Below are 22183 nucleotides of genomic sequence, written 5' to 3' on the forward strand. Positions count from 1 at the left end.
CGGCCTCATAACTTGAATAACTTCCAGACCCGCCAAAATTTTCCGCAGTTAAGGTCAGCTGAGGATTAGGATACAAGCCACTTTGAATAAAGGCACCACGCATAGCTTGTGCTTTATCCATTTCTGCTTGTAATTCAGGGTTATTGCGACAAGCAATATCCAAAGCTTCACGAAAGGTTAAGGGTGCTGCTTGAACCGCCGCCTCCTGAAACAGCACACTTAACAAAATTGTCATTGATATCTTAATGAAAAAACGCATTCCCTTCTGCCACTTGTTCCTAGATGAACTTATTAAGTTTGATATTATATTGATTTATATTTATTCTAGAGATAATCAGTATGCTAACCCTATTTCATAATAACTGATATCATCCATGAAAGTAACTCAAAATCACTTTATGCGAATAACAATTAAATTGATGCTCTTATCGACTCTTTTTACTTACCACACTAAAGACGTAAACAGAGCCATAATGATAGGCATCGCAACGGTAAATCAATCATAAATGCAGCCACTCCTTCTGGCTTCTTACCTTTTGTCCATTAGGTTTATGCTCATCACTAGGAATTTTTGCCAAACTCTTGTTCGGGGGCAATTCCGGCACTCGCTGTCAATTGTCGTGTCTGATAAATTCGCGCGCGCAATTCTTGTGCCATCCACGTAGCGCTTCCTTTGCAATTAGAAGAATCTGTTACATCAAGATAAGCTTCATCCAAGGATAAAGGTTCAATAAGATCGGTATATTCTTCAAATAAAGCTCTAATGTACTGACTTTCGTTTCGATAAACCTCCATGCGTACAGGCCATAAGACGAGGTGGCGACATAATTTTAAGGCTTGAGCTGTGGACATGGCTGAGCGTACTCCAAATGCTCGTGCCGCATAATTACATGTTGCAATAACCCCTCTTCGGTCAGCCGCCCCTCCTACTGCTATTGGTTTATTTGCAAGTTCAGGAAAATCACGCATTTCAATTGCAGCATAAAAACAATCCATATCAATATGAATGATTTTTCTTATCGGATTCATTTCAATTTTTTTGTCCTTTAATTCATTCATGATAGAAACCTTTCAATACAAACGAACTTGGGGAACCTCAGACCACCGCGTGGTATAGGCAGGTGATTTAAGTTCAGCACGCATTGCCCAGGGTTTTGAATATCCTTCAGCCGCGAGTCGAATCGTGCTTCTTCCATACTTTTGATTGATTTGATCAAACACGCACATCAGTTGTTCCGTATGATGTAATTGCTCATCACTTGGCTGATGAAACATGTCCAGCTGACGAGGGTTTTTAGGAATTAAATCTTCAAGACATACCCCTGCTTTTTTATAGTAATACCCTGGTTTAAAAATACGTTGCAGACAACGTTTGGCGATTTTAGTAATTAATCGCAAATCATCGGTTGCATTAACAAAACGAAACTCCATGACCTGAAAGTGTTGTGCCAAATCTTCCCGAAACCGATTGGTATGGACAAAAACAAACATGCGCTGCGCTACCAATTGCTGGTTACGCATTTTTTCAACGGCCCGGGCACAATGGCTACTTACCGATTCGGCAATAGAGGCGTATCGGGTTTGCATCTGCCCAAAACTTTTTGACGACATGATACTTTTTTTTGGTTCAACCTCTTCTAAACCATTACAGGAAACTCCTTGAAGCTCCATGGCCGTACGCATTAACACGACATTAAAACTCTTCTTTAAAAGATGTGTATTGGTCATTGCCAAATCATAGGCAGTATGAATGCCGCGCGCGATTAATTTATTTTCCCATTGCCGCCCTACTCCCCATATATCCCCTACTGCAATTTGCTTTAATAATTGCTCACGGTTTGACGTGATGTTGAATACCGGTATTTTCAAGACCTTTTTACATAAATGATTCGCCACTTTAGCCAAGGTTTTGGTGGCACCAATTCCTATTGAAGTAGGTATCCCTGTATATTGACGCCACATAAGCAAATCGACCACACATGATTTCGTCCATTTAGGAAGTCTTATCAGTATAGCCCCTTAATCCCGATTAATGAGAACAGTCTCGTGAACTACTCATAAAAAGAATTCGTGCGTTTGCTTTTGATTCAGTATTGAAACACAGTTCAAAATAAATTGAGTTAATAGAGGGAAAATTTTTGTTCATTATTTACACAAAAAAATCTTCTTATCAAATGGATGATGCCAATGACCCAACAAGAAAAACCACCAAAGTTATTTTCCTTATCGAGAAGTCATCCTAAGCGATGCATTTTCCTGCCAATTTATAATGTAAGGATTTTCATATCCCTCAATTGCAGCAACGTGCAATGCCCATTGTTTTTCCCAGGAGCTTGGAGGAAATGTTTTATTCCAGACCATAAACAATTGTCTTTGCGATGAGCTTAATGATAATCCATAATGTTCGGCCATAAATAAGCGCGTGCCACAACTCCTTTGGCAGAATCAGGCGGCTCAGCACGCCGCAATTTTTTATCAATTTTCATCGTACATCCCAGATAATCGGGTTGTTCTGGCAACACGCTAAACCGATAGTTCGAACGGGCCTGATTCACCACCCCAACTTCTGGCCATAAGTTATAAAGTTCGGCTTCCACATGGCGAAATTGTTCATCGATTTTTTCACAACATCGTCGCCCTTTATAGGGTTTGCCCTGTTTGTCCTCACACATTGGTTCACGCCAACATGCAAATTGCCGCCCAAAATGTTCGGCAGCCATAATATGCTCCCACTCAATGCGATGTGCTCTTTTGACTGAATCAGCAACTTGCATACCACAACTGGCTAAGTTGACTTCTTTATCTTCATAACGGCATCGGCAATATATGGTTTGTGGGTGTTTCTGAAATAATTGGGCTGCATTTCTTAGATTGTGAAAAAGAGCCTGGAGACTGGGCATAACTTAGAGAGATACAGCACAGTAGAACTAAGAGTCGAAACATAAGATACCATGAAGAAAAAAATAGGTGTCATTATAAAATGGTTCTTTGTTTTTTCTATAGAAAAAGTATCTCGGATAAAGACATCGAATAATAAGTCTCGAATGCATGTACACTCTCAAGTACCCTTCTTTCCTGTTAGAAATATCGGTTCTTAAAATAGGTTAAACATGATTCAGGCTTGCATACACCACAATACCACCTATTTTTTTTGTATTGAGATCCCTCAATAATTGCTTGAATCCTGAATACAGAATATCCCAAGCGCGTTGACCAAATTGCTGCGCAACCTGCTCGCGCTTTTGTTCAAACGAGTGTAATAAAAGCGTATACCAACGAATAAAGTACTCAGTTAGATCAACACTTTCATTAAATCTCCATCCAGTTTCAGAAAGCTGCTGTTTTAATTCGGGTAAATAAATTGGATTAAAACGAGAAGCTGTTTTTGACCATGGAAAGGGGCTTTGAATTGGTGTCGCATCGGGTCTTGAATAATCAAATAAAACGAGCCTCCCATGGGAATCTGAAAGTTGTGATAATTTTTTTAAAGCAATTTCTTGCGATTCAAAACAAAAAAAGGCACTGAAGCTATAGATACATTGAAATGATTTGTGGGCAAGCTTAGTGCTGTTCAAAATATCTTCGCATATAAATTGAACATCAGGATAGCTCGTCTTTGCGCGATCAATAAGATCACTATCGATATCAACGCCTGTAACTGTACCCCATCCTTTTTTTTGTACATAATGAGCAGTTCCACCTAATCCACATCCGACATCAAGTAAGCGTGCTTCACTGTTTTTAGCGATAGGTGACAAAGAAAGCTCGATTGCCTCAGTTTCTCCAGGATGTGCAAAATCGCCCTCTCTTAGCATTGCTAATATCTGTTTCGTATATTCCATTTTGCAACCTCACTGTTATCCCACAGAGTTATCAACAGAAAATGTGAATAACTCTTGTATTTGATCTTAAATAATTCAATTTACTATTTTTTAGTATACTCATGCACAAAGTTTTGTATTAGTCAAAAGATGTTGCTGCTCACTTTCTTGCTCAATAAGCGTTTGTTGATGCCATAGATATTCCAATTCAAGTCTTAAGCTCTGAATCTGTTCTCGAATCTTGAATATAACTTCTTCATTAGATTGTTGATAAATACTTTGAGTCAATTTATCAATTAAGCAGCTTTTTTCATACATTTGAGATTCAATTTGAATCAACCGATCGTCTTTATCATCATGGTTCATACTATAGATAAGATTGATTTCCTCATCTTTTTCTTGTTGCCAGTGTTGTTCAAGTAATTCATGTTTGTCTTTAAAATTCTGCCCCAAATAGAAATGCTTATAAAAACCTTTAGGGGTTCGCCATTGATTGCGCCGAATCATTTTGGAAAGAATATTATTTCGGTGTTTAAAACACGCAACATTAGGTAAATAAAAATCGATATTTAATAGGGCAAATAAGTATTCGGCTGCCAGTTGTTTGGGGGATGAAAATTGTTTCTTGTGTTCAAAGGTTAAATTGAAAAAAGTTCCCAAAAGCAGTTTTTTTACTTCATCAGGGATTTCTTCTTTGATTTCTGAGTAAAGTAAATTCTGAATTGTTTCGAATTGCTGGCTTAATCTTTGTAATGTTGGTTTATCCACAGAACAAATTAACTTTTTAAAAATAATATTATTAATAGAAAAAGAAGAATAAAGATCACTTATATATAATCCCCTCATTTTGAGGGGATCGATTCCCTCATTTATATCAAAATTATTACATTCTGAAATTAGATTACCCTTCTCTTCATTACATTTCTGATAAGAATCGTTTTGATCGTTGTGGATATGTGTTGTATTAATCTGGGGTGACCCTGTAACAGGATCAGAAGATTTAATCAGAGCAAGTAGTTTTTCAGTAATATGAATGTATGTTCCCTTCTTGACTTCAAATCCACCTTGTTCTTTGGTTCGGCTGTAAAGAGCTTGCCGGCGTTCAATAAACCCCTCCTCATGTAATTCCTTGATATATCGCTCGAGCGTGCTTTTAGGAATTCCTGTGTCCTCTACGATTTGAGCATAGGGTTTCATAAACCAGACTCGATCGGAGTTTTTTAATTTGTAAGTGCTAGATTGCCAGCCGAGAAGTATATAATCTACTAACTGTGCTTTTCTAGCAGATGGAATCACTTTCATGAGATTTTTAAATCTCACATGAAAAATTGAGCAAAGGTTCCCCATAGATAATGTCCTTATCTTATTGTTTTTTTTAGGGAACGAGGCTAAAATAGAAAATGAAATATCAAAGAACTATCGGTCGAAAGAAGTTCTTTATATATTTTAGTCTCGTTCTAAGGGCTAAATTTATTACAGGGTTGTAGAAAGTTGGCAGACTTTCTACAACCCTTTTGTTTTTATTCTCTTCGTTTTTTATTCATTTATTATCTTTATTTAGTTAATGTTACTTGTTGACTAATACTCAATACAACTAACAGATATAAAATATTGTGGATCGGAATTTCGTTTAGATCAATACATTTTTTAATAAATCACTAAAAATGACCAAAACCATTATATTGTTGTTTTAACGCAGTTTTTTGCGGCTTGAATAAGCAGATTGGATGGCTTCTTAAGATAGGTAAATTTTTTTGATGAAAAAACAAAAATAATACTCAATACAGTATTGATTTATATTGACTACGATTTCTCACTAAGATACATTTTATATGAAAATAATTAAAATGGAGTAATCCAATGAAAAAGAAGATTCCAAAAATTCTAGTGGTTGCTAATAACAAGGGAGGTGTTGGTAAAAGTTTAATAAGTCAATTGATTTCAACATATATCGCCTTTAAGAAGAATAAGAAAGTTCTCGTTCTAGATTTCGATCCTCAAGGAAATATGTCATACAGATTTCTTCGAGATACACGTATAAGGGATATGTCTAATTATAAACCTCCTTTACACCCAGATTTTGATCCGAATGATCCCGATGATGATGGCTGGGATGGCCGTTCTTCTGCTTTGGATATGTGGACAGAGAGTCCAGTTGTTCCTTATCCAACCGATCTTGAAAATTTAGAAATATTGCCGAGTGATGCTGGACTTATTAAGGATATTGAGGCGTTTGAATATAGCGACAGCTTAGAGAGCATTGTACAGCGACCTTATGATTTTTTCGCAATGGATGAGTTTATTGATTGTGGGTATGATTTGATCCTTATTGATACGCCACCAGCTAAAGGACCATTAACTCAAAGTGCTATTCGTGCAGCAACTCATGTTTTAATTCCATTGGAGCTGAGTAATAAATCACTTCAAGGACTAGCTGGGATGGTGGATCTTGTAAACCGTCAAAATGTTTATAGACCTGCAAATGCACAAGCTAAAATTATTGGTTTATTAAAAAATAAAGTTGATTATAACAAACGAACACCTCAAAACCGAATAGTTGATACCATCAAAGCAAATCCATTGTTATCAAGATTACTTATAGAGGATATAGAAATACATGACTCCCCTAGAGCAGTTGATATTGATGAAGATCAAGCACCTATTACTGCACCATATACTGAGTTAAAGGACAACGATAGATTTGCGATTGAAGCAGTAGCATTAGGGGAGTTTGTATATAACGAAGTACTAGGAGATAAGGGCAATGTCACTCAAAAAGAAAATAATTACGAAATCGCTGACATCTAATAAAATCAATAAACCTGATACCATTACTAGAGCAGCGATAACAGCTAATTTAAAATTTACAAGAGGCAAACAGTTAGTTGAGCAAGATCCATTTACTTTGATCCCTGATCCATTTAACCCAAGACCAGGAGAAGTTATTGATGAACATTGGTTGAAACAGCATTTATTTATTGGAAGTGATAAATCACTTTGCAAGTTTTCAGATGAAACAGGAGAGTTTAATATCCCTGAATTTTCACAATTAATCATCGAACCAGATGAGGGTATTGAAGAAAGTTATAACTTTTTAAGAGAGCTAGCATTTTCGATAAGAACAGATGGTTTAATTGAACCAATTGAGATATTTTTAACTGATCGGCAGAATGATCCCGATTATTTTCAAAATACAAATCTGGATTATGGATATGTAATTTTAGAAGGTCACCAGAGACGTCTTGCGGCAATGATGGCTGGTGTTTCCACAGTGACTTGTATAGAAATCACTGACGAAAGCATGCTTGTTAAACTCAAAGTTAAACATCGTAAACTTAGGCGACAATTGTCCGAAAATAATTTGAGAAAAGGTTTAACTGTATCCCAAAATTTCCAAATATTCCAACAGCTCTTGTCTGATACAAATGTACAATCTCTTAAAAATAAAGAATTATCTTCCATTATTGGATTAGGGGAGGGAATAGTAAGTGCATTACGAACCATTTGTTCCAAACGAGAAAATTATCCACCAATTTTATTCTCTAAAATCAATGACAACGCGCTCACTTTTAAAATGATCAGAGCATTAGCTCCTAAATCTTATAAAGAAATCGAGTTAGCTTTGTCTCAATCAAATTCTAATCAAATACCAAATAAAAAAAAGGTAATTAAATCTCGAGGACGACAAGGTGGAGCTATAAAGAAGTATGCAACCTTTAAAATTGGCGATCAGAAGGAATCTGATTCTTTACAACGACTTTTATTAACTAGGTTCCCAGAAATTAATAATCTAGAAATACAAGACTCATCCTACAAAACCCTAGAAATAATTCTGAATAAAATTAAAGAAATGGCTTTAGAAGAAGAGACATGCCCCGGAGCAAACTAACAATAACATTATGAAAAATAAAGAAAATATTTGCTATTTTGATTGTTTTGATTATTTAATAAATGGTGGTTTATGACAGAAAAACGAAAGAGTAAAAAGTTATTCTTCCAAGCACCTCAGAAAAAGGAGAAGTGGCTCGTATGCATAAGATTTCCAAAAGATATTAAAGAGAAGCTTCGAAAACAAGCTGAAATCGATTATAAGGGAAGAGGAAAGCAATCATTACTTATTGAGGATGCAGTTAAATATTATCTGTATACGCTTTCAGATATAAAATGGGGCGATTATGAAAGAGATCTGGATTATGCAGAGTTGATTGATGATATCTTTGAAGGTTTAAATCAAGCTCCTTTAGAAGGAGCCACACAAGTCTTTTTCACCGAAGAGACAAAAAATAGGATATTGGAAATTGAAAAAAAAATTAAGCTTACGAAACCATTGATGAAAGATGTGCGTACAGGGTTAATTAGAAAGGCTGTCTCTATACGATTAAGTTTGGGAGATAAAAATTTCTTTGATTCTATTATGAACATGGAAAATTTCTAATACAAGTTTTAGCTTATGGCTGACGAGTAATGAATTGAGAATGTGGAGCGATTTATTTGGTTCACAATTTGAAGAAATTGCTTGTGTGATGTAACAATAAAAAGTTTTTTATTAAGGAAATGAAATGCATGCTGTAAGAGGCAAGCGAAAAGGGATAGTTTATCTACATTGGTTAAATGCAATAACTACATTCAGTTTTGCAATTTTATTTTCATCCTTATCCCTTTACTTGACAAAGAACATTGGCTTAACTCAAATGCAATCCAATGGAATCGTGGGATTTTTTCTTGCATCAAATTTTATTTTGCATTTTGTAGCCGGCTATATTGGAGATAGATTTTTAACTAATCGATTGTTATTTGCTATTTCAACCCTCATACAAACTTTAGGTCTACTAGTTCTTAATTTTTCTGAATCGTTTGTATATCTAGGGCTAAGCTTGTTCCTTATTGGTTGCGGATTAGGATCAACATGTATTAACTGCCTTATTACCCAGCAATTTACTAATAACGAAAATGAATCAAGAGAAAAAGCATTTTTTTATAATTACAGCGCAATGAATATAGGGTTTCTCTCTGGTTATGTTATGAGTGGGTTTATTGATATTAACGATAGATACGATCGTTTATTTGAAGTAAGTAATTTGATTAATCTAATTACGGTGTTTTTCATAATTAAATCGTGGAGATATTTTGCAAAAGATAATGTAAATATCAGAGAGGAGATAAAGAGGGGGCAGCTAGGACTGGTATTAATCATACTAATTATACCTATCCTTCTAGCAGGGTTTTATTATTCCTGGTTAGCAAATAGCCTCATACTTTTTATTGGTGCTGCGGCATTATTATATATTACATTACTTGGACGTAGTTTAAGTCCGCATAATGCACGAAAAAAAATTTATTCTTTTGTATTTTTAACTGGAAGTTCAATTGTATTTTGGATGCTTTATTTTGTAGGACCGATGGGTATTTCTCAATTTTTGAAGTACAACGTGAATATTTACATGGGTTCTTATTATATTCCTCCACAATGGTTAATGAATTTAAACTCAATTTTTGTAATTATTGGCTCACCTATAGCAGTCAAACTATTTGATAAATTAAGGAAGAAACAAATCACCATTTCCATATCAAAACAATTTATGAGTTCCTTACTGTTTATTGCTTTGTCGTTTTTGGCATTGACTGTTGGCATAGAGAATTGTGGTACTGATGGATTAACTAGCATGAGTTGGATTATTGTGCATTATCTTCTTCAAGCAATAGGGGAGTTACTTATTGCTCCTGTTGGTTACGCGATGATAGGAAGTCTTGCACCAGAAAAATTACAAGGGCTCATGATGGGTATATGGATGATGGCTTCAGGAATAGCAGCCACAATATCCAATTATTTTTCTAATTTAATGACTCAATCTGAATCATTAAATCCTCTTATTAGTAATGAACACTATTTGGGCGCTTTTACCCAGCTAGGTTTTTATGCAATTTTGGGTGCACTTATTCTCTGGTTTTGTTCTAAAACGATTGAGAATAGTATACAAAAAAACTCGACCGAAGCTATCAATGGAATGGCATAATCTATTGTAACGATAATTCGGCCTGTAACTTAGATAATTTTGTTTCTTCTTGAGCTAATATTTTAAGAAAATTATCCAATATATTAGGGTTTTTTATTGTTTTAATATCTTTTTTAATACCATTAATAAGACTTTGTTGAATTTGAAGGGATTTTTGCAATTCCTTGTTAGTACTTGGATGATGAGCCAATTCATAAACATTGCATAAACGGTTATTCGTAGCTATCTCATCTAATCCAGAATAAGTACACTCTTCTTTCTTCAATTGCAGGCGGGCCGCCTTTTCTTGATCTTGCTTTTCTTGGTAATGTTTCCCTTCTGGAGAGTATTTATTAAATCCTTTGGGGGTTCTCCAGCGATTAGTGCGAAGAAGTTGAGAAATGATATTAATTTTGTGTTGAAAAGTGCCAATTTTTTGAAATTGCTCTTGGTTATTTAATGAAAATACCACCTCATCGAAGACTTTTTCTGGTGAGGATAGCTTTACTCCGTGTTGCTTTTGAACATTCAACAACATCCCTTTAACGATATTAAGCTCAGTCAATGGTAATTTATTGTCTGAATTAGGAAAAGTAATATTATTAATTACTCTATTTTTTTCTTTATTAATGGTATCTGTTGAAACAAGATAATCCATTCTCTCGTTTATATCCGGTTCAGGCGTAAGCCCCTTTTCTTTTATCTCTATAATGGTTTCTGGTTCTTTGTAGATCAGTTGTAATTTGTTTTGAAGTGTTTCAGTAATTGCTATAAAAGATCGAGGTACACCATAGTATTTAAATCGTTTTCGAATAATTAGGCCTTCTTCTTCTAAGCTCTTTAGGTAGATGTATATTCTGCTTTCACTAAACCCAAGTTCTGCAGCAAGATCAGGGATTTTCCTTGTAAACCATAATCTATTGTCACGCTTTAGAAGGGTGCCTTGATGATGAAAAATTATTTTATCTAAGAGAAGTGCTTCTTTAGAGCATTTGGTTAATGAAAGAAGCTTGTTAAAGCCTAAATAATAAATCGAATTATTCATAATACATCCATGTGAAAAATATTACTTAATTAACCCTGATGTAGTCAGCATATAAATTAACTGAGGCGTGGTTTTACAATTAAAGCTTGTTTTTAAGTCACTGAGTCGATAAAGAATGTATCTTTTAGACTTTTTTGTATCTTCTGCAATGTCATTCACATGACAGCCGCTGACTATCATTTTTATGATTTGATTATCCACATGATCGATTGTCATTTAAAACTCCGTTTTTATATAAAACGCATTCCATGTGACATAATTTATAACTTGAAATACATTTATGCAATAAAAATTATTATTTTTACCAATAAATTTTATTACATGAAATACAACTTGATTGAATACCCTCATGTTCTCTTGTATGATTCAGTTAATTAATAGGATTTTATTTTGATGCCATATGAGTGAATTATCGTGGGATAAGGTAAAAACGGACATAGCTCGGGTTAACAAACGCCTCTATGAAGTATTGGAAACCATAGACGGCATTGAAAATATGCTTTTTACCGTACTTGAATATCATTATGGACAGATCATTGCAGATGAGCACCATTTTTATTTACCAAATACAGGTGGCAGACTGTCTTCAGTTCCTTTTTCAATGGTTTTAGAAAAGAATCTTGAAATGTTTATTGAATTTAAAGGGAAGTCGAGTACACATCAGATCTATAGAGAAGGAGATTTTTTAAGCGTTAGTTCACTTTATAATGCTTCAAATACTCATCATCCAACAGATATATTGCAAATATCGTCAGGCGCACGGAATACATTCTTACTCTGTCCTGTGGCAGATGCAAGGCCTCATGCTAGTTTAGAAAAGTATTTTAAGGCAGATATTCCAGTCCCAGATGATCTTGGAAATCATTATTTAACCTTCAAAAGCTTATGTGATGCGGCTAATTGTAACTGGCGGTCAAGATTATTGGTATTTCCCTCTGAAATTGTAACCTTAATAAAAGAGAATAAATTACCTACTTTTTTGAGTTTAGTGATGGAGTTTGATTCTAATCAGACAGGATATTATGCAAATCTACCTTTTTATAATTATCTAATGGCTTATGTTCGGGCAAATAATCCCGAAATATCTCAAAATGAATTCACTAATAATGCGATTAGCCAATTAATTACTATAGGAACAGGACAAGTTCCTGGCTACGGATTATCTGCTGGTGATGATTTGTTACCCTTAGATTTTATTATTGAGGTGTATCGCGATATATATAAATCCAAATACACTCCCTTTGTTATGGAGCCTGTTCATTTTGATAAAAATAAAAACGATCCTGTTTTTTATTCAATACTCAAAGAAGAGATGGCTTTCAAGCCATCATCATTTTCAAATAAACCACAGCGTTGTGAATTAATATACGATACTTATTTACAATATGCAGAACATATAAATAAATTAGGTCATTTCAAGAGTACGCCTTTTTTTGAAAGCGCAACGAATCTGGAGCTAACCCTTTTTCATGAAAAGAACAACCAAGTGACTAATAACCTATTTAAGCTGCCTAGAGAGACAATTTTTTCTTACGATCCTCGTTTTTTAGAAGTAACTGATAAGCTTGGTTATTCAGTTGAGCAGTTTCCTTCGAAAACAACATTTTTAGTAGGATGTTTTGGTATTAAATACAATGAAAATAAAGAAACTGTTATGCATTGATCCCCTTCAGGATTATGAACTAATTGATTGTGATCTACTCTTTCAATTAGGAATTTCTCCCATTTTTTTGATTAAAGATGCATCTAAGTTTGTTAAGGACAGAGAAAATGTATTAGTAAGTTCATTTTCATTTGAAGATCTACTAGCTATTTGTGATTCGATTCGCCCTGATTATATAGTCTGTTTTTCGGAAGATATGTTTGTTGATATAGCAAAAGTCAGGGAAAATCTAAATATTGCAGGTATGAGCTTAAGTACATCGATGCTATTAAGTCATAAAGATCTTATGTATCGAAAATTGGATGGTTTATTTTCATATCCTAAAACAACTACATTGATTGAATCTTCAAACCTAAAATTAATCAAAGAAAAGATAGGTGTACAAGAGATATTTATTAAACCTATTAATTCCTCTGGTTCTTATGAGACATATCATATTAAAACCGAAGAGGAGTTTTGTAATTTTTTGACCAATAAAAAAGAGAATGTGAAAAAATATATCGTTCAAGCTTATGTGGCAGATGATTTATACCATTCAGAATTGGCAGTATTTGATGGGAATATATTATTTGTAGAAGCCAGAAAATATACGCATCCAAATCATTTAATGGTCAGTAAAAATTTGCCTATATTTAGTCTGAATATTTTAGATGCACACCAGCGACAATTAATTTTGGATGCTTCAATTAAGGTGTGCCAGTTATTAGAATTCAATAACGGGGTACTTCACACTGAGTTTTTTATGAGTGAGGATGGTTATATTCAATTTATTGAAACCAATCCTAGACCTCCAGGTATTGGTCTAAATAAGCTATACCAGAAGAAATATTCCATAAGTCTTGAAACAATTTTATGTTGTATTGTTTGTGGGATTGAGCCTCCTCGCTTGGTAAAGAATAAAAGCTATTACGTTTGTGGTTATTTTCCTAGAAAGAACGGTGTTATAAAAAGAATTCATAAGCCTGAACTTTCTGTACAAAATGAGTGGACACTTTTTGTTAGGCCAGATGATACCAGTGAGCAAATGGCGCATATGTCTAAGTCAGCGCTGGTGATTTGTTGGGATGATTCTATTACTGAAATAAATCAAACAGGGAACTTTCTTGCAGAGCAAGATATTGTAGAAATATATTAATTCTAAAAATCGATTATAGCCTCATTTTGGCTGCTGATGAGTTTTTAGTAAGGTCTTTAAACAGTTGTTCGTTCATATTTTCGTCACAATTGTTAAAAATATAAATAAATTATATATGTCGTTTATATAAAAATCTACGGGTTATAGAAATGCATAAATATCAATTAATAGAGTTTAATTCAGATAGAAAACAAATCCAATTGGTTTCAAATAAATCAAATTTGCAACAAGTATTAGCAGAATTTTATAAAGAAAATTTTGAAAAGATGTTTGACGACAGTGGTTGTTCAAAGGGATATATTTCCGTATTTGTTAACTCAGAACAGATATCATCCATTAAAGACATTACTCTTAAACCTAATGATGAGGTGTGTATTGTAACTTCAATTTCAGGAGGGTAGTAGAGTGGATAGATACAAACGCCAAATTTCTGTTATTGGAGAGCAAGGTCAAAAACTAATAAATAACGCAACAATTATGATCGTTGGACTCGGCGGGATAGGCAGTCCAGTAGCTCAATATCTTGCCGCAGCTGGTGTTGGAAAGTTAATTCTTGTCGACGATGATAAAGTAGATCTTTCTAATTTGCATAGACAGATCTTATTTAATGAATCCGATATAGGGTTCTATAAGGCAGAAAAGGCGAGAGATGTTTTAAGTAAAGCTAATAAAAATGTGGTTATAGAGGCGCACACTAAAAGATTTGATGTGGATTTTGGCTGTTCCTTAGTATCTGATGTCGACTTGATCATCGACGGAACAGATAATTTTGAAACAAGATATTTTATTAACGATATTTGTGTTTTAAAGAATAAAGTATTTATCAGCTGTAGTATTTTGGTCAATATCATTCAGCTTGCTTTATTTGATACAAAGCACCTTTGTTATCGTTGTCTATACCCTAATCCACCACCTATAGGTGTAATACCTAATTGTTCTGAAGCGGGTGTGTTAGGCACTGTGACAGGAATAGCAGGAACCATGGCTGCTAATCTTGCGTTAAATTACTTACTCAAGATAGAGAATGAGAAAGTACCAAAGATACGAATAATAGATACAAAAAACTTCAACATCTCTTCCATGCCCATAAAGCAAAATAATAACTGTTTTGCATGTAAACAAAGAAAAATCAGCTTAAGATATCTGCAAAATCAAAACGCTGATTATGGAATTTCCTTGGAGCAACTTGATAGAACCAAATATTTTCTGGTTGATATAAGGCAAAAAGAAGAACGAGAGATTGCTAAGTTAGATGATGATCTATTTTTTCCTATAAAAGAGAATACTGATTATTCGTTTTTCTTATCCTATAAAGATAAAAAGTTGGTATTTTATTGTGCATCAGGATATCGAAGTAAATTGTTTGTATCAGAACTTAGAACCTTAGGCATTGATGCCTATTATCTTAATGAAAGGCTTTCGAAATGATTTTTGAGCATACAGAAACGTCTTTAAGAGCTCGCAATTACGGCGAAACACTAAGCTTATTGTCTCATTTCAAAAAACTGGCAGGAATTACACGATTAGCTGATTTAACCCATTTAGATTACACAGCACTACCTGTCTACACTGCAATAAGGCCTAGAGCAAAATCGTTAACTACGAGTCAAGGAAAAGGATTTACAAAAGAAGCGGCTCAGTGCTCGGCATTGATGGAGTCTATTGAAGTATATTTTGCTGAAGAGTTAGCTCCACAATTAACTAATAAGTCAGAGCTTGAGTTAGCTCACAAAACTATTTTTATACCAATAAATCATCTTTCAAAGTCTGTACATTTTAGTGATTCATCACAGCCAATGAATTGGGTTCAAGCTGAATTAGTATTTGCAAAAAAAAACATTCTCGTGCCTTTTGCTGAGTACTCACTAAATTCTTATTTGCCAGAAGTGTTGATTTACTCTCCTGATACAACTGGACTTTCGGGGGGAAATAACTATAAAGAGGCCCTTTTACATGGAATTCTAGAGGTAATAGAACGACAAAATGCCCAACAGATCTCTGAGATCGCTTTTGTTAATGGCAAAATGGTCAAAAATATAACACAAAAATTTGATTGTCATATTTACTTTCATGAAAATATTTATGAAATTCCTTCGTTTGAGGTATTGATTAAATCAAAGAATCCTTTTGAAAATCAAATCCTATTTAAAGGAGGTGGATGTCATCTCAATAAACAAATAGCTTTAAATCGTGCACTGACGGAGGCCATTCAATCGCGAGTAACCACAATAGCAGGCTCCCGCGATGATTTGATTCATACTAAGTATGATTTTAAAACTAGTGAGTTTCCTGTTGTTACAGATAAAAAGGGTTTTGCTGAGCTGCCCAATTATTCGGTAGAGACGATAGACGATGCTCTTTCGGTTCTATTTGAAAAGATTAAGGGGAAGAATCAGGATATTTTAGTTTATAAATACTATGACAAAGAAATATGCATTTTAAAAGTAAAACTAGTTTCTATGGATTTGATAAGTCATGCATGAAACCGTCGTTTTTTTAGAAACTTCCTTAACCTATCAAGAGGCGATACATCTACTTCCCCATGCGATGTATTTACCTTCAATCAAAAAGGGAGATGTGCTTAAATCAATAAAAGCAGGATATAAACGGATAGTTATCATCGATGGAAATTTTTCCTGGGTTCCTTCTGTGTGGCATAAAGAAATATTAACAGCATTAGACTACGGTATTGAGGTTTGGGGTGCGGCTTCAATGGGTGCTTTAAGAGCAGCGGAGCTGGATTCTTTTGGAATGAGGGGGCATGGACGTATATATGAGATGTATAAGAATGAAGAAGTAGATGGTGACGATGAAGTGGCAATTGCTTATTCTAAATTCAATAACGTACAAACTATTCCTTTAATCAATATCCGCCTAACGCTTGAACGACTAAATAGTATTAATAATGAAACTGTTTTAAATTCAATACGATCCATTTTTTATGCTGAAAGAACTTGGGAGAAAATTGCTCGACACGTGTCAGAAGATCTTTATCATTTGATTAAATCTAATTATATAAACGCAAAAAAAGAGGATGCAAAGTCGTTATTGCTTTCTTTAAACCAACAACACATTCTTTCTACGGTTTCTGATTTAAATAGAAAAAAAAGAGAGTTTACTCTTTTTGAAAAAAAATTAATTGAGTCTACTTTGTCTTCTGTTTGGTTGCGTGCTCCTATGCATGAGCAGACAGAATGTTCAGCTTCTCAACAGAGGGCGGAAAATATTCTTAAATTACTATCAATTCCTGAAACAAAAAAGAATAGGATCCATTATCAATACTTACTGTCTCTTCTTGATCAACAAACGTATGCAATTACAGAATACGAGCTTATATATCAAGTCGAACAATTTAGAGAGGAGCATAATTTGTTAAAAGGAGAGGATTTTTTTAACTGGTTAAAGGACATGGGATTGCATGAGTCTAACCTAGAACAACTCTTTACCGATTATGTAAAACTTATGAAACATTTGATAATTACCTACGATTTCAATAGTTATTTTAATTAGCCTATTCATCCTAAAAAAATATTTTCACTTTTTTCTTATCCTTGCACCTAGGTGAATGCACCTTCATTTAAATAATGGTTCAATAACCTTATCGCTTATCAAAATAATCCATTATGACTGTAGAACAAGAAGTATTTGATATTTTAGAGAGTTGTATTTCCTGTTTGCAACAGGCGGCCCTAAACATAGGTGGCTTTGATTTTGATAAACATGCACAAGCTGCGATATATGCTTATTCATTATTAAGGAGGCAGCAGTTGTTTTTAATGTATCCGATCGAGAATGAAACAGTGCATTAACCGATAAAAATAAGCCAATAGAAGAGGAACAAATATGTTGATTTTAACACGTAGGGTAGGAGATACCGTAGTTATCGGAAATGAAGTATTTTGTACTGTCTTAGAGCAACAACACGATAGCCAAATAAAGCTGGCATTTGATGCGCCAAAGTCTATTCCCATTCATCGCTTTGAGATTCAAAAGCAAATTATGCAAAAGATTATAGAGGGGACCTATACGAATGATGTGGTATGGAATGAAACAGTGATTGAGCGTTTAACGAGTCAGTTTAATAGGGTATCTCACTGGAATTAACTGCTTATAAATAAGGATAATGCAATGAACGCATACATTAAATCAGGATTGACACAATCATTGCTCGTTGGAGCGATGATCGTACTTACAGGCTGTGCGGCAACTCACACTGTCCTAGAACACGGCTCGTTGCAAGTGAGTACAGGACAAAGCGACACCATCTTTTTACACCCCGTATCCAGCGCTCAAAAAACGGTTTATGTTTCTGTGCGAAATACTTCTGATGAAGAGGTTACTATCCAGCCTCAGCTAAAAACCGCATTAATGAATCATGGGTATAAAGTACTCAATAATCCAGATGCTGCACATTATATCTTGCAAGCAAATATCTTAAAAATTGGGAAAATGAGTGCTTCAGCGAGCCAATCAGCATTACTTGGTGGTTATGAGTCAGCTATCGCAGGAGCTGTGGTAGGTACGGCTGCAGGAAGTTTCACTAACTCCACGACCGGAATGGTCGCTGGTGGTTTGGGTGGTGGATTAATTGGTATGGCTGCGGATTCGTTAGTTAAAGATATTAATTACACGATGATTACTGACATTCAAATCAGCGAAAAAGTGGGGAAAGGAATTAAGGTGAAAGAACAAGTGCAATCGAATCTAAAAAATGGCAGTAGCACAATGATCTCTCAAAAGTATTCCCGCGACAGCAAGTATCAAAGCTATAAAACGCGCGTAGTGTCGAACGCAAATAAAATGAATCTAAAGTTTGTGGATGCACGTCCCGCATTAGAACAGGGTTTGGTAAAAACAATTGCGGGTATCTTTTGATTAAGCTTGAGTAGAGCTCTATTCCAGATACAGATCAGACATCGAATTAATTTTAAAGGGTTATGTTCACAACAAAGAAAAAAGGAGTACTTAATGAGTGTAATTAAAATACTCATGCTGTCGATGACATTCTTGGTTGGAAGTGGAGTGGCTTATGCTGAGCCAGAGACAGGGCTTGAAAACAACGTAAAACTAAATCAGGTACTTACAGCCAATATTCCAATGAATGAGGAACAGGATGTCGAATATTTCAAGCACATATTTACTAGTGGAGGCCTTTATGAGTTTCTGTTGGCTCTGAATACCGAGGTGCCAGAACTATCTAAAACAGCCGAGTATGTGGCTTTGTACAAAAAACTGGATTTAACAAACCAGGTGTTGTCACAAATTTTAGCGGAACTGAAAAAGAACAATCAATTATTAAGCCAAAGGAGTGACTATGGATGAGTAAGCACTCTTTTTAAAACTGCGATTCATTAAATAAAAAGAATAAAAAATGAGCACAAAGAGGGGCTCAGGGGATTTTTTTACCTAAAAAACGGAGATTTATCAAAAATGAAACAAAATAAGCTTAAAAAATCATCAGTATTCCTGACTACTTTGCTTTTATCGGGAGCCGTGTTTTCGGCCTCTCTGGATAAAGAGGAGTTGGCTTCAGAGTGCCAATTTTTGGGAGCTAGTTTGAGCCAATTGGCAAAAGCCAACCTCAAAGAGTATTGCACAATCGATGTAGGTTATTCAGGAAGCATGATGGAGCAGTCTGCCTCCTTAATTCGAGGCGAACGCATGGAACTTGCACGGGATAATCTCGATTTTGCGAATAGAACATTAGCACGCGTTGCATCTAATTATAACGATTGTCCTTATTTCTCATCAATGACACGACCTTTTACACAAAAAATCAATCATTTAATTCACGAATTAGATTCACTCAATCAGCGTTCATCAAACTAAAGGAGAGCATTATGAATGTCAGTGCAGTAATCAGGAAGAGCAGTATTAAGCTTCATGAATTTATACAGTGGTCAGTCCCCTTGTTGGTCTTAAGTTGGGTCGTTGTTTTATGCCTTACCAGCACTGGACATGCAGAAGGTCAGAATTATTTAAGTGCGATGAAAGGAGATGTTAGTGCCACCTTTGGTAAGAATTCGGATTTGCCTGGCTATTTATATCTAGGTGAAACCTTGGGTGCTGGGGTTGCCTGGTGGAAAACAAAAAGTCCTTGGGTATTTATTGGTTTGCCTTTACTGATGATCTTCACGCATTGGGGTTTAAGTTATGTCGCATAACTATTCGACGTTTATGTTGTCAGAGGAACCGCGCATTGCAGGGGTTCCTTTGACCACTGGATTACCTGTGTATTTACTCACGGGTATTGGATTACTGATTGGTTATGGACCGCAGCTTTTTGTGATTGGAGCTGTTTTAAGTTTAATCATGCATCTTCAGTATGGGGGGCTGCCACTAAGGGTTTTATTAGGAATGATTTATTGGTCCTTACCGCATGCCATGACGACGATTATTTTTAGGTCATTCCCTAATTCAGCGCATCGAATCTATGTAGGGTGAGTTTATGAACAGTATATTTCGTGACAATGTGCTTTCAAAAAATAAAGTGTTGCTTCATCTGACACTGGCTTGGGCAGTCACATCCACCATTGCGGTGTTCATTTTGGGTGGGCTTTGTATTCATGTTGTTAATAACAAAGAAACTCATTGGTTGCCCATCTGTACTGAGGACGGTTACTTCTTGAGTAACTCCTCCTTTTCACCTTCTTATATTAAAGACATGACTAAAAAGGTTATTCAATTACGATTAACCTACAATCCAGACACGGTAGCAGCTCGATTTGCTTCATTAGTCCATTTAATTCCTGCGTCTCATCAAGAGGCATTCAAAACCATTCTGGACTCAGAGTCTTCAGTGGTGAAAGAAAAAAATATTAGTTCCGTGTTTTATGAAAAGAACATTCACATTGATGAATCCACCCTGCAAGCCAAGGTAGATGGAACGTTAAATCGAACCAGTCATGGTCTTGAAGTTAAACCACAAAAGAAAGTGTATTTAGTCCAGTTTGCGCACCTTAACGGGATGATGTGGCCTAAGGCTATTAAGGAGGTTCATCAATGAAATCACTTCAAATCCTCATGTTAAGTAGCCTGCTTTCTACCTCACTGCATGCAGGCAATACAGCAGCCACGCTTAAGTTTGAAGAAGGGGAGCGATTTGCGCTGTCTTTGTCTTCTCTTAACTTTAATCGTATTGATGTAGAAGGCGAGCGAATTGTTAAAGTCAGCTTCCCTGAACATTCCTTTATTGTAGAACAAAGCTTCGATGCAGAGGATGATTTGGATGGAGCTGTGATTTTAAAGCCATTAGCGCATATTCCGTTAACCGTCTATTTCACAACAAATCTGAATCATCATTTCTCAGCCACCATATCTCCGACTGAAGATTTGGGTAAAACCATTAAATTGGTATCCAAAAAATTAAAAGGGTTTGATTACGCTAAGGCGCAAGAACAGAGCCAATACCAACATAGTGACTTAATGACTGCTCTTATGGAGGGGACCCAGCCTTCCGGTTTTCAAGAAGTGGGCATTAAACCCACGACCTTTCGTTTGCATAAACAGTTAAAAGTAACGCTGGTGAAACAATACCGAGGCAAAGAGTCTTCGGGCTATGTGTATCGCATCGAAAATCAATCCAACAAACCCATGGAATTAACACCAACATTATTCGAACACCCCAAACTGGTTACGATGGAGCTGTCAGAAAAAATGTTGCAACCCAGTCAAACCGCCTATTTTTATGGCATTTACCGTGAACAATCCAACATGGGGTAATAAGGAAGCGTGTCATGATGAAATCGTTTAAAAAGTTAATAAAGAAAAGTAAAAAAGCTAATCTTAATCAAAGTGCCAAAATGGAGCAGCTTCGTAATGGCTTGGCTTTTCTGCTGCTTGGTGGTTTGTGTTATGGATTTTATCTGTATTCGTCAAAGCCACAATCTACGCTTCCTACAAATAAAAAACCTGTATTTGATGGGGTATTAGACAGCGCCTTTAGCAAATTAAGTGATGAGGCAGTGCTTGAAAAACAACAACGCCAAATTGATGCACTCAAAGCCTTGGTAGAAAAAAATAAAAAGAACACACCAAACAAATCAGACGACCTCGTTTCCGAAAATCAAGCCTTATTAAGCGTCATGCAAAAACAATTAGAGAAGCTTGCGCTTGAAAATAAAGAAATCAATGGAAAACTACAGGTGGCGCTTCTTAAAAATTCACAAACCAGTTTAGCGGCAGTGGCCGCAAGACCGCCTACGCGTGAAGAAATAGAGGCTCGTCATAAACAACGCATCCTAGATGAAAAAGCCTATTATGGCAAAGCAGGGCTTGAGACGGTTCATTTTAATTACCGCCGTCAACAAAAAGAAGAGCGTACACCAGATAATTACGTCTGGGCTGGAACCCATGCTGAAGGCATCTTATTGAGCGGAGCCAAAGGGGATGCTGGGATTAATGGTGCTAAAAATATGGGAACGGCACTCATTCGCCTGGATTCTAATGGAATTATGCCCAACAATCGCCATTCACGCCTTAATGGCTGCCTTGCTATTGTCTCTACGTATGGTGATTTGTCCGATG

The 22183-nt window shown here is 35.6% G+C and carries 25 protein-coding genes and 4 pseudogenes; 20 read left to right on the forward strand and 9 right to left on the reverse strand.

Going from position 1 to position 22183, the window contains the following annotated elements:
• The 7 genes and pseudogenes from A8O27_RS16960 to A8O27_RS16985 all read right to left on the reverse strand — a co-directional run.
• Positions 1 to 235 (reverse strand): annotated as a pseudogene (locus A8O27_RS16960) (TolC family protein); the annotation flags it as partial.
• Between the two features lie 242 nt (positions 236 to 477).
• Positions 478 to 1029: pseudogene (gene dinB / locus A8O27_RS16965) on the reverse strand (DNA polymerase IV); the annotation flags it as partial.
• A gap of 42 nt (positions 1030 to 1071) precedes the next feature.
• Positions 1072 to 1953: pseudogene (locus A8O27_RS16970) on the reverse strand (DUF4113 domain-containing protein); the annotation flags it as partial.
• 270 nt (positions 1954 to 2223) lie between these two features.
• Positions 2224 to 2412: an HNH endonuclease family protein gene (locus A8O27_RS19415; RefSeq protein ID WP_235810543.1), complete on the reverse strand. Its 189-nt coding sequence runs from the start codon at positions 2410 to 2412 to the stop codon at positions 2224 to 2226.
• Positions 2385 to 2900, reverse strand: coding sequence for an endonuclease (locus tag A8O27_RS16975; protein WP_235810542.1), 516 nt, complete (start codon positions 2898 to 2900; stop codon positions 2385 to 2387). The genes A8O27_RS19415 and A8O27_RS16975 overlap by 28 nt, the downstream gene beginning before the upstream one ends.
• 204 nt (positions 2901 to 3104) lie before the next feature.
• The gene (locus A8O27_RS16980; protein ID WP_064115136.1) at positions 3105 to 3842 is read right to left on the reverse strand and encodes a class I SAM-dependent methyltransferase; all 738 of its coding nucleotides are present in this window, start codon (positions 3840 to 3842) and stop codon (positions 3105 to 3107) included.
• A gap of 99 nt (positions 3843 to 3941) precedes the next feature.
• Positions 3942 to 5018: a helix-turn-helix domain-containing protein gene (locus tag A8O27_RS16985; RefSeq protein ID WP_259293098.1), complete on the reverse strand. Its 1077-nt coding sequence runs from the start codon at positions 5016 to 5018 to the stop codon at positions 3942 to 3944.
• A gap of 663 nt (positions 5019 to 5681) precedes the next feature.
• Here A8O27_RS16985 and A8O27_RS16990 point away from each other — a divergent pair.
• The 4 genes from A8O27_RS16990 to A8O27_RS17005 all read left to right on the forward strand — a co-directional run bounded on the left by A8O27_RS16990 (position 5682) and on the right by A8O27_RS17005 (position 9835).
• Positions 5682 to 6629, forward strand: a complete 948-nt coding sequence (locus A8O27_RS16990; protein ID WP_058460974.1) for a ParA family protein — start codon at positions 5682 to 5684, stop codon at positions 6627 to 6629.
• Positions 6586 to 7710, forward strand: coding sequence for a ParB/RepB/Spo0J family partition protein (locus A8O27_RS16995; protein ID WP_058460973.1), 1125 nt, complete (start codon positions 6586 to 6588; stop codon positions 7708 to 7710). The genes A8O27_RS16990 and A8O27_RS16995 overlap by 44 nt, the downstream gene beginning before the upstream one ends.
• Positions 7711 to 7782: 72 nt before the next feature.
• Entirely contained in the window at positions 7783 to 8256 is a 474-nt protein-coding gene (locus tag A8O27_RS17000) for a hypothetical protein (protein ID WP_058460972.1), read from the forward strand.
• Positions 8257 to 8380: 124 nt separating this feature from the next.
• Positions 8381 to 9835, forward strand: a complete 1455-nt coding sequence (locus A8O27_RS17005; protein WP_058460971.1) for a peptide MFS transporter — start codon at positions 8381 to 8383, stop codon at positions 9833 to 9835.
• A gap of 1 nt (position 9836) precedes the next feature.
• Here the strand turns inward: A8O27_RS17005 and A8O27_RS17010 are convergent, their stop codons facing one another.
• Both A8O27_RS17010 and A8O27_RS17015 read right to left on the reverse strand, forming a co-directional pair.
• Positions 9837 to 10859: a helix-turn-helix domain-containing protein gene (locus A8O27_RS17010; protein ID WP_058460970.1), complete on the reverse strand. Its 1023-nt coding sequence runs from the start codon at positions 10857 to 10859 to the stop codon at positions 9837 to 9839.
• Positions 10860 to 10880: 21 nt separating this feature from the next.
• Entirely contained in the window at positions 10881 to 11075 is a 195-nt protein-coding gene (locus A8O27_RS17015) for a hypothetical protein (RefSeq protein ID WP_011212464.1), read from the reverse strand.
• Positions 11076 to 11259: 184 nt separating this feature from the next.
• Here A8O27_RS17015 and A8O27_RS17020 point away from each other — a divergent pair, with 184 nt between their 5' ends.
• From A8O27_RS17020 to A8O27_RS17095, 16 genes and pseudogenes are all read left to right on the forward strand, one after another.
• The gene (locus A8O27_RS17020; protein ID WP_058460969.1) at positions 11260 to 12522 is read left to right on the forward strand and encodes a hypothetical protein; all 1263 of its coding nucleotides are present in this window, start codon (positions 11260 to 11262) and stop codon (positions 12520 to 12522) included.
• The gene (locus A8O27_RS17025) at positions 12494 to 13657 is read left to right on the forward strand and encodes an ATP-grasp domain-containing protein (RefSeq protein ID WP_058460968.1); all 1164 of its coding nucleotides are present in this window, start codon (positions 12494 to 12496) and stop codon (positions 13655 to 13657) included. The genes A8O27_RS17020 and A8O27_RS17025 overlap by 29 nt, the downstream gene beginning before the upstream one ends.
• 149 nt (positions 13658 to 13806) lie before the next feature.
• Entirely contained in the window at positions 13807 to 14058 is a 252-nt protein-coding gene (locus A8O27_RS17030; protein ID WP_011212467.1) for a MoaD/ThiS family protein, read from the forward strand.
• 4 nt (positions 14059 to 14062) lie between these two features.
• Entirely contained in the window at positions 14063 to 15085 is a 1023-nt protein-coding gene (locus A8O27_RS17035) for a HesA/MoeB/ThiF family protein (protein ID WP_058460967.1), read from the forward strand.
• Positions 15082 to 16140: a YcaO-like family protein gene (locus A8O27_RS17040; RefSeq protein WP_058460966.1), complete on the forward strand. Its 1059-nt coding sequence runs from the start codon at positions 15082 to 15084 to the stop codon at positions 16138 to 16140. The genes A8O27_RS17035 and A8O27_RS17040 overlap by 4 nt, the downstream gene beginning before the upstream one ends.
• Positions 16133 to 17167 carry a TfuA-like protein gene (locus A8O27_RS17045; RefSeq protein WP_058460965.1) on the forward strand — a complete coding sequence of 345 codons (1035 nt, stop codon included), beginning with the start codon at positions 16133 to 16135 and terminating at the stop codon, positions 17165 to 17167. Before A8O27_RS17040 ends, A8O27_RS17045 begins: the two co-directional genes overlap by 8 nt.
• A 113-nt stretch (positions 17168 to 17280) precedes the next feature.
• Complete coding sequence (locus tag A8O27_RS17050; protein ID WP_011212471.1) at positions 17281 to 17466, forward strand: hypothetical protein; 186 nt, start codon at positions 17281 to 17283, stop codon at positions 17464 to 17466.
• Positions 17467 to 17500: 34 nt separating this feature from the next.
• Positions 17501 to 17761, forward strand: coding sequence for a carbon storage regulator (locus tag A8O27_RS17055; RefSeq protein WP_058460964.1), 261 nt, complete (start codon positions 17501 to 17503; stop codon positions 17759 to 17761).
• Positions 17762 to 17785: 24 nt separating this feature from the next.
• Positions 17786 to 18532, forward strand: a complete 747-nt coding sequence (locus A8O27_RS17060) for a complement resistance protein TraT (protein ID WP_058460963.1) — start codon at positions 17786 to 17788, stop codon at positions 18530 to 18532.
• Positions 18533 to 18625: 93 nt separating this feature from the next.
• Complete coding sequence (locus A8O27_RS17065; RefSeq protein WP_082891537.1) at positions 18626 to 18979, forward strand: hypothetical protein; 354 nt, start codon at positions 18626 to 18628, stop codon at positions 18977 to 18979.
• Between the two features lie 108 nt (positions 18980 to 19087).
• Positions 19088 to 19486: a hypothetical protein gene (locus A8O27_RS17070; protein ID WP_058460962.1), complete on the forward strand. Its 399-nt coding sequence runs from the start codon at positions 19088 to 19090 to the stop codon at positions 19484 to 19486.
• An 11-nt stretch (positions 19487 to 19497) separates the two neighbouring features.
• Positions 19498 to 19821: a pilus assembly protein gene (locus A8O27_RS17075; protein WP_058460961.1), complete on the forward strand. Its 324-nt coding sequence runs from the start codon at positions 19498 to 19500 to the stop codon at positions 19819 to 19821.
• Complete coding sequence (gene traL, locus A8O27_RS17080; protein WP_058460960.1) at positions 19811 to 20101, forward strand: type IV conjugative transfer system protein TraL; 291 nt, start codon at positions 19811 to 19813, stop codon at positions 20099 to 20101. The genes A8O27_RS17075 and traL overlap by 11 nt, the downstream gene beginning before the upstream one ends.
• 4 nt (positions 20102 to 20105) lie before the next feature.
• Positions 20106 to 20663 carry a TraE/TraK family type IV conjugative transfer system protein gene (locus A8O27_RS17085; RefSeq protein WP_058460959.1) on the forward strand — a complete coding sequence of 186 codons (558 nt, stop codon included), beginning with the start codon at positions 20106 to 20108 and terminating at the stop codon, positions 20661 to 20663.
• Positions 20660 to 21379 carry a type-F conjugative transfer system secretin TraK gene (gene traK / locus A8O27_RS17090; RefSeq protein WP_058460958.1) on the forward strand — a complete coding sequence of 240 codons (720 nt, stop codon included), beginning with the start codon at positions 20660 to 20662 and terminating at the stop codon, positions 21377 to 21379. The genes A8O27_RS17085 and traK overlap by 4 nt, the downstream gene beginning before the upstream one ends.
• Positions 21380 to 21393: 14 nt before the next feature.
• Positions 21394 to 22183 (forward strand): annotated as a pseudogene (locus A8O27_RS17095) (conjugal transfer protein TraB); the annotation flags it as partial.

The organism is Legionella bozemanae (assembly GCF_001648595.1).
Classification (GTDB): Bacteria; Pseudomonadota; Gammaproteobacteria; order Legionellales; family Legionellaceae; genus Legionella; species Legionella bozemanae.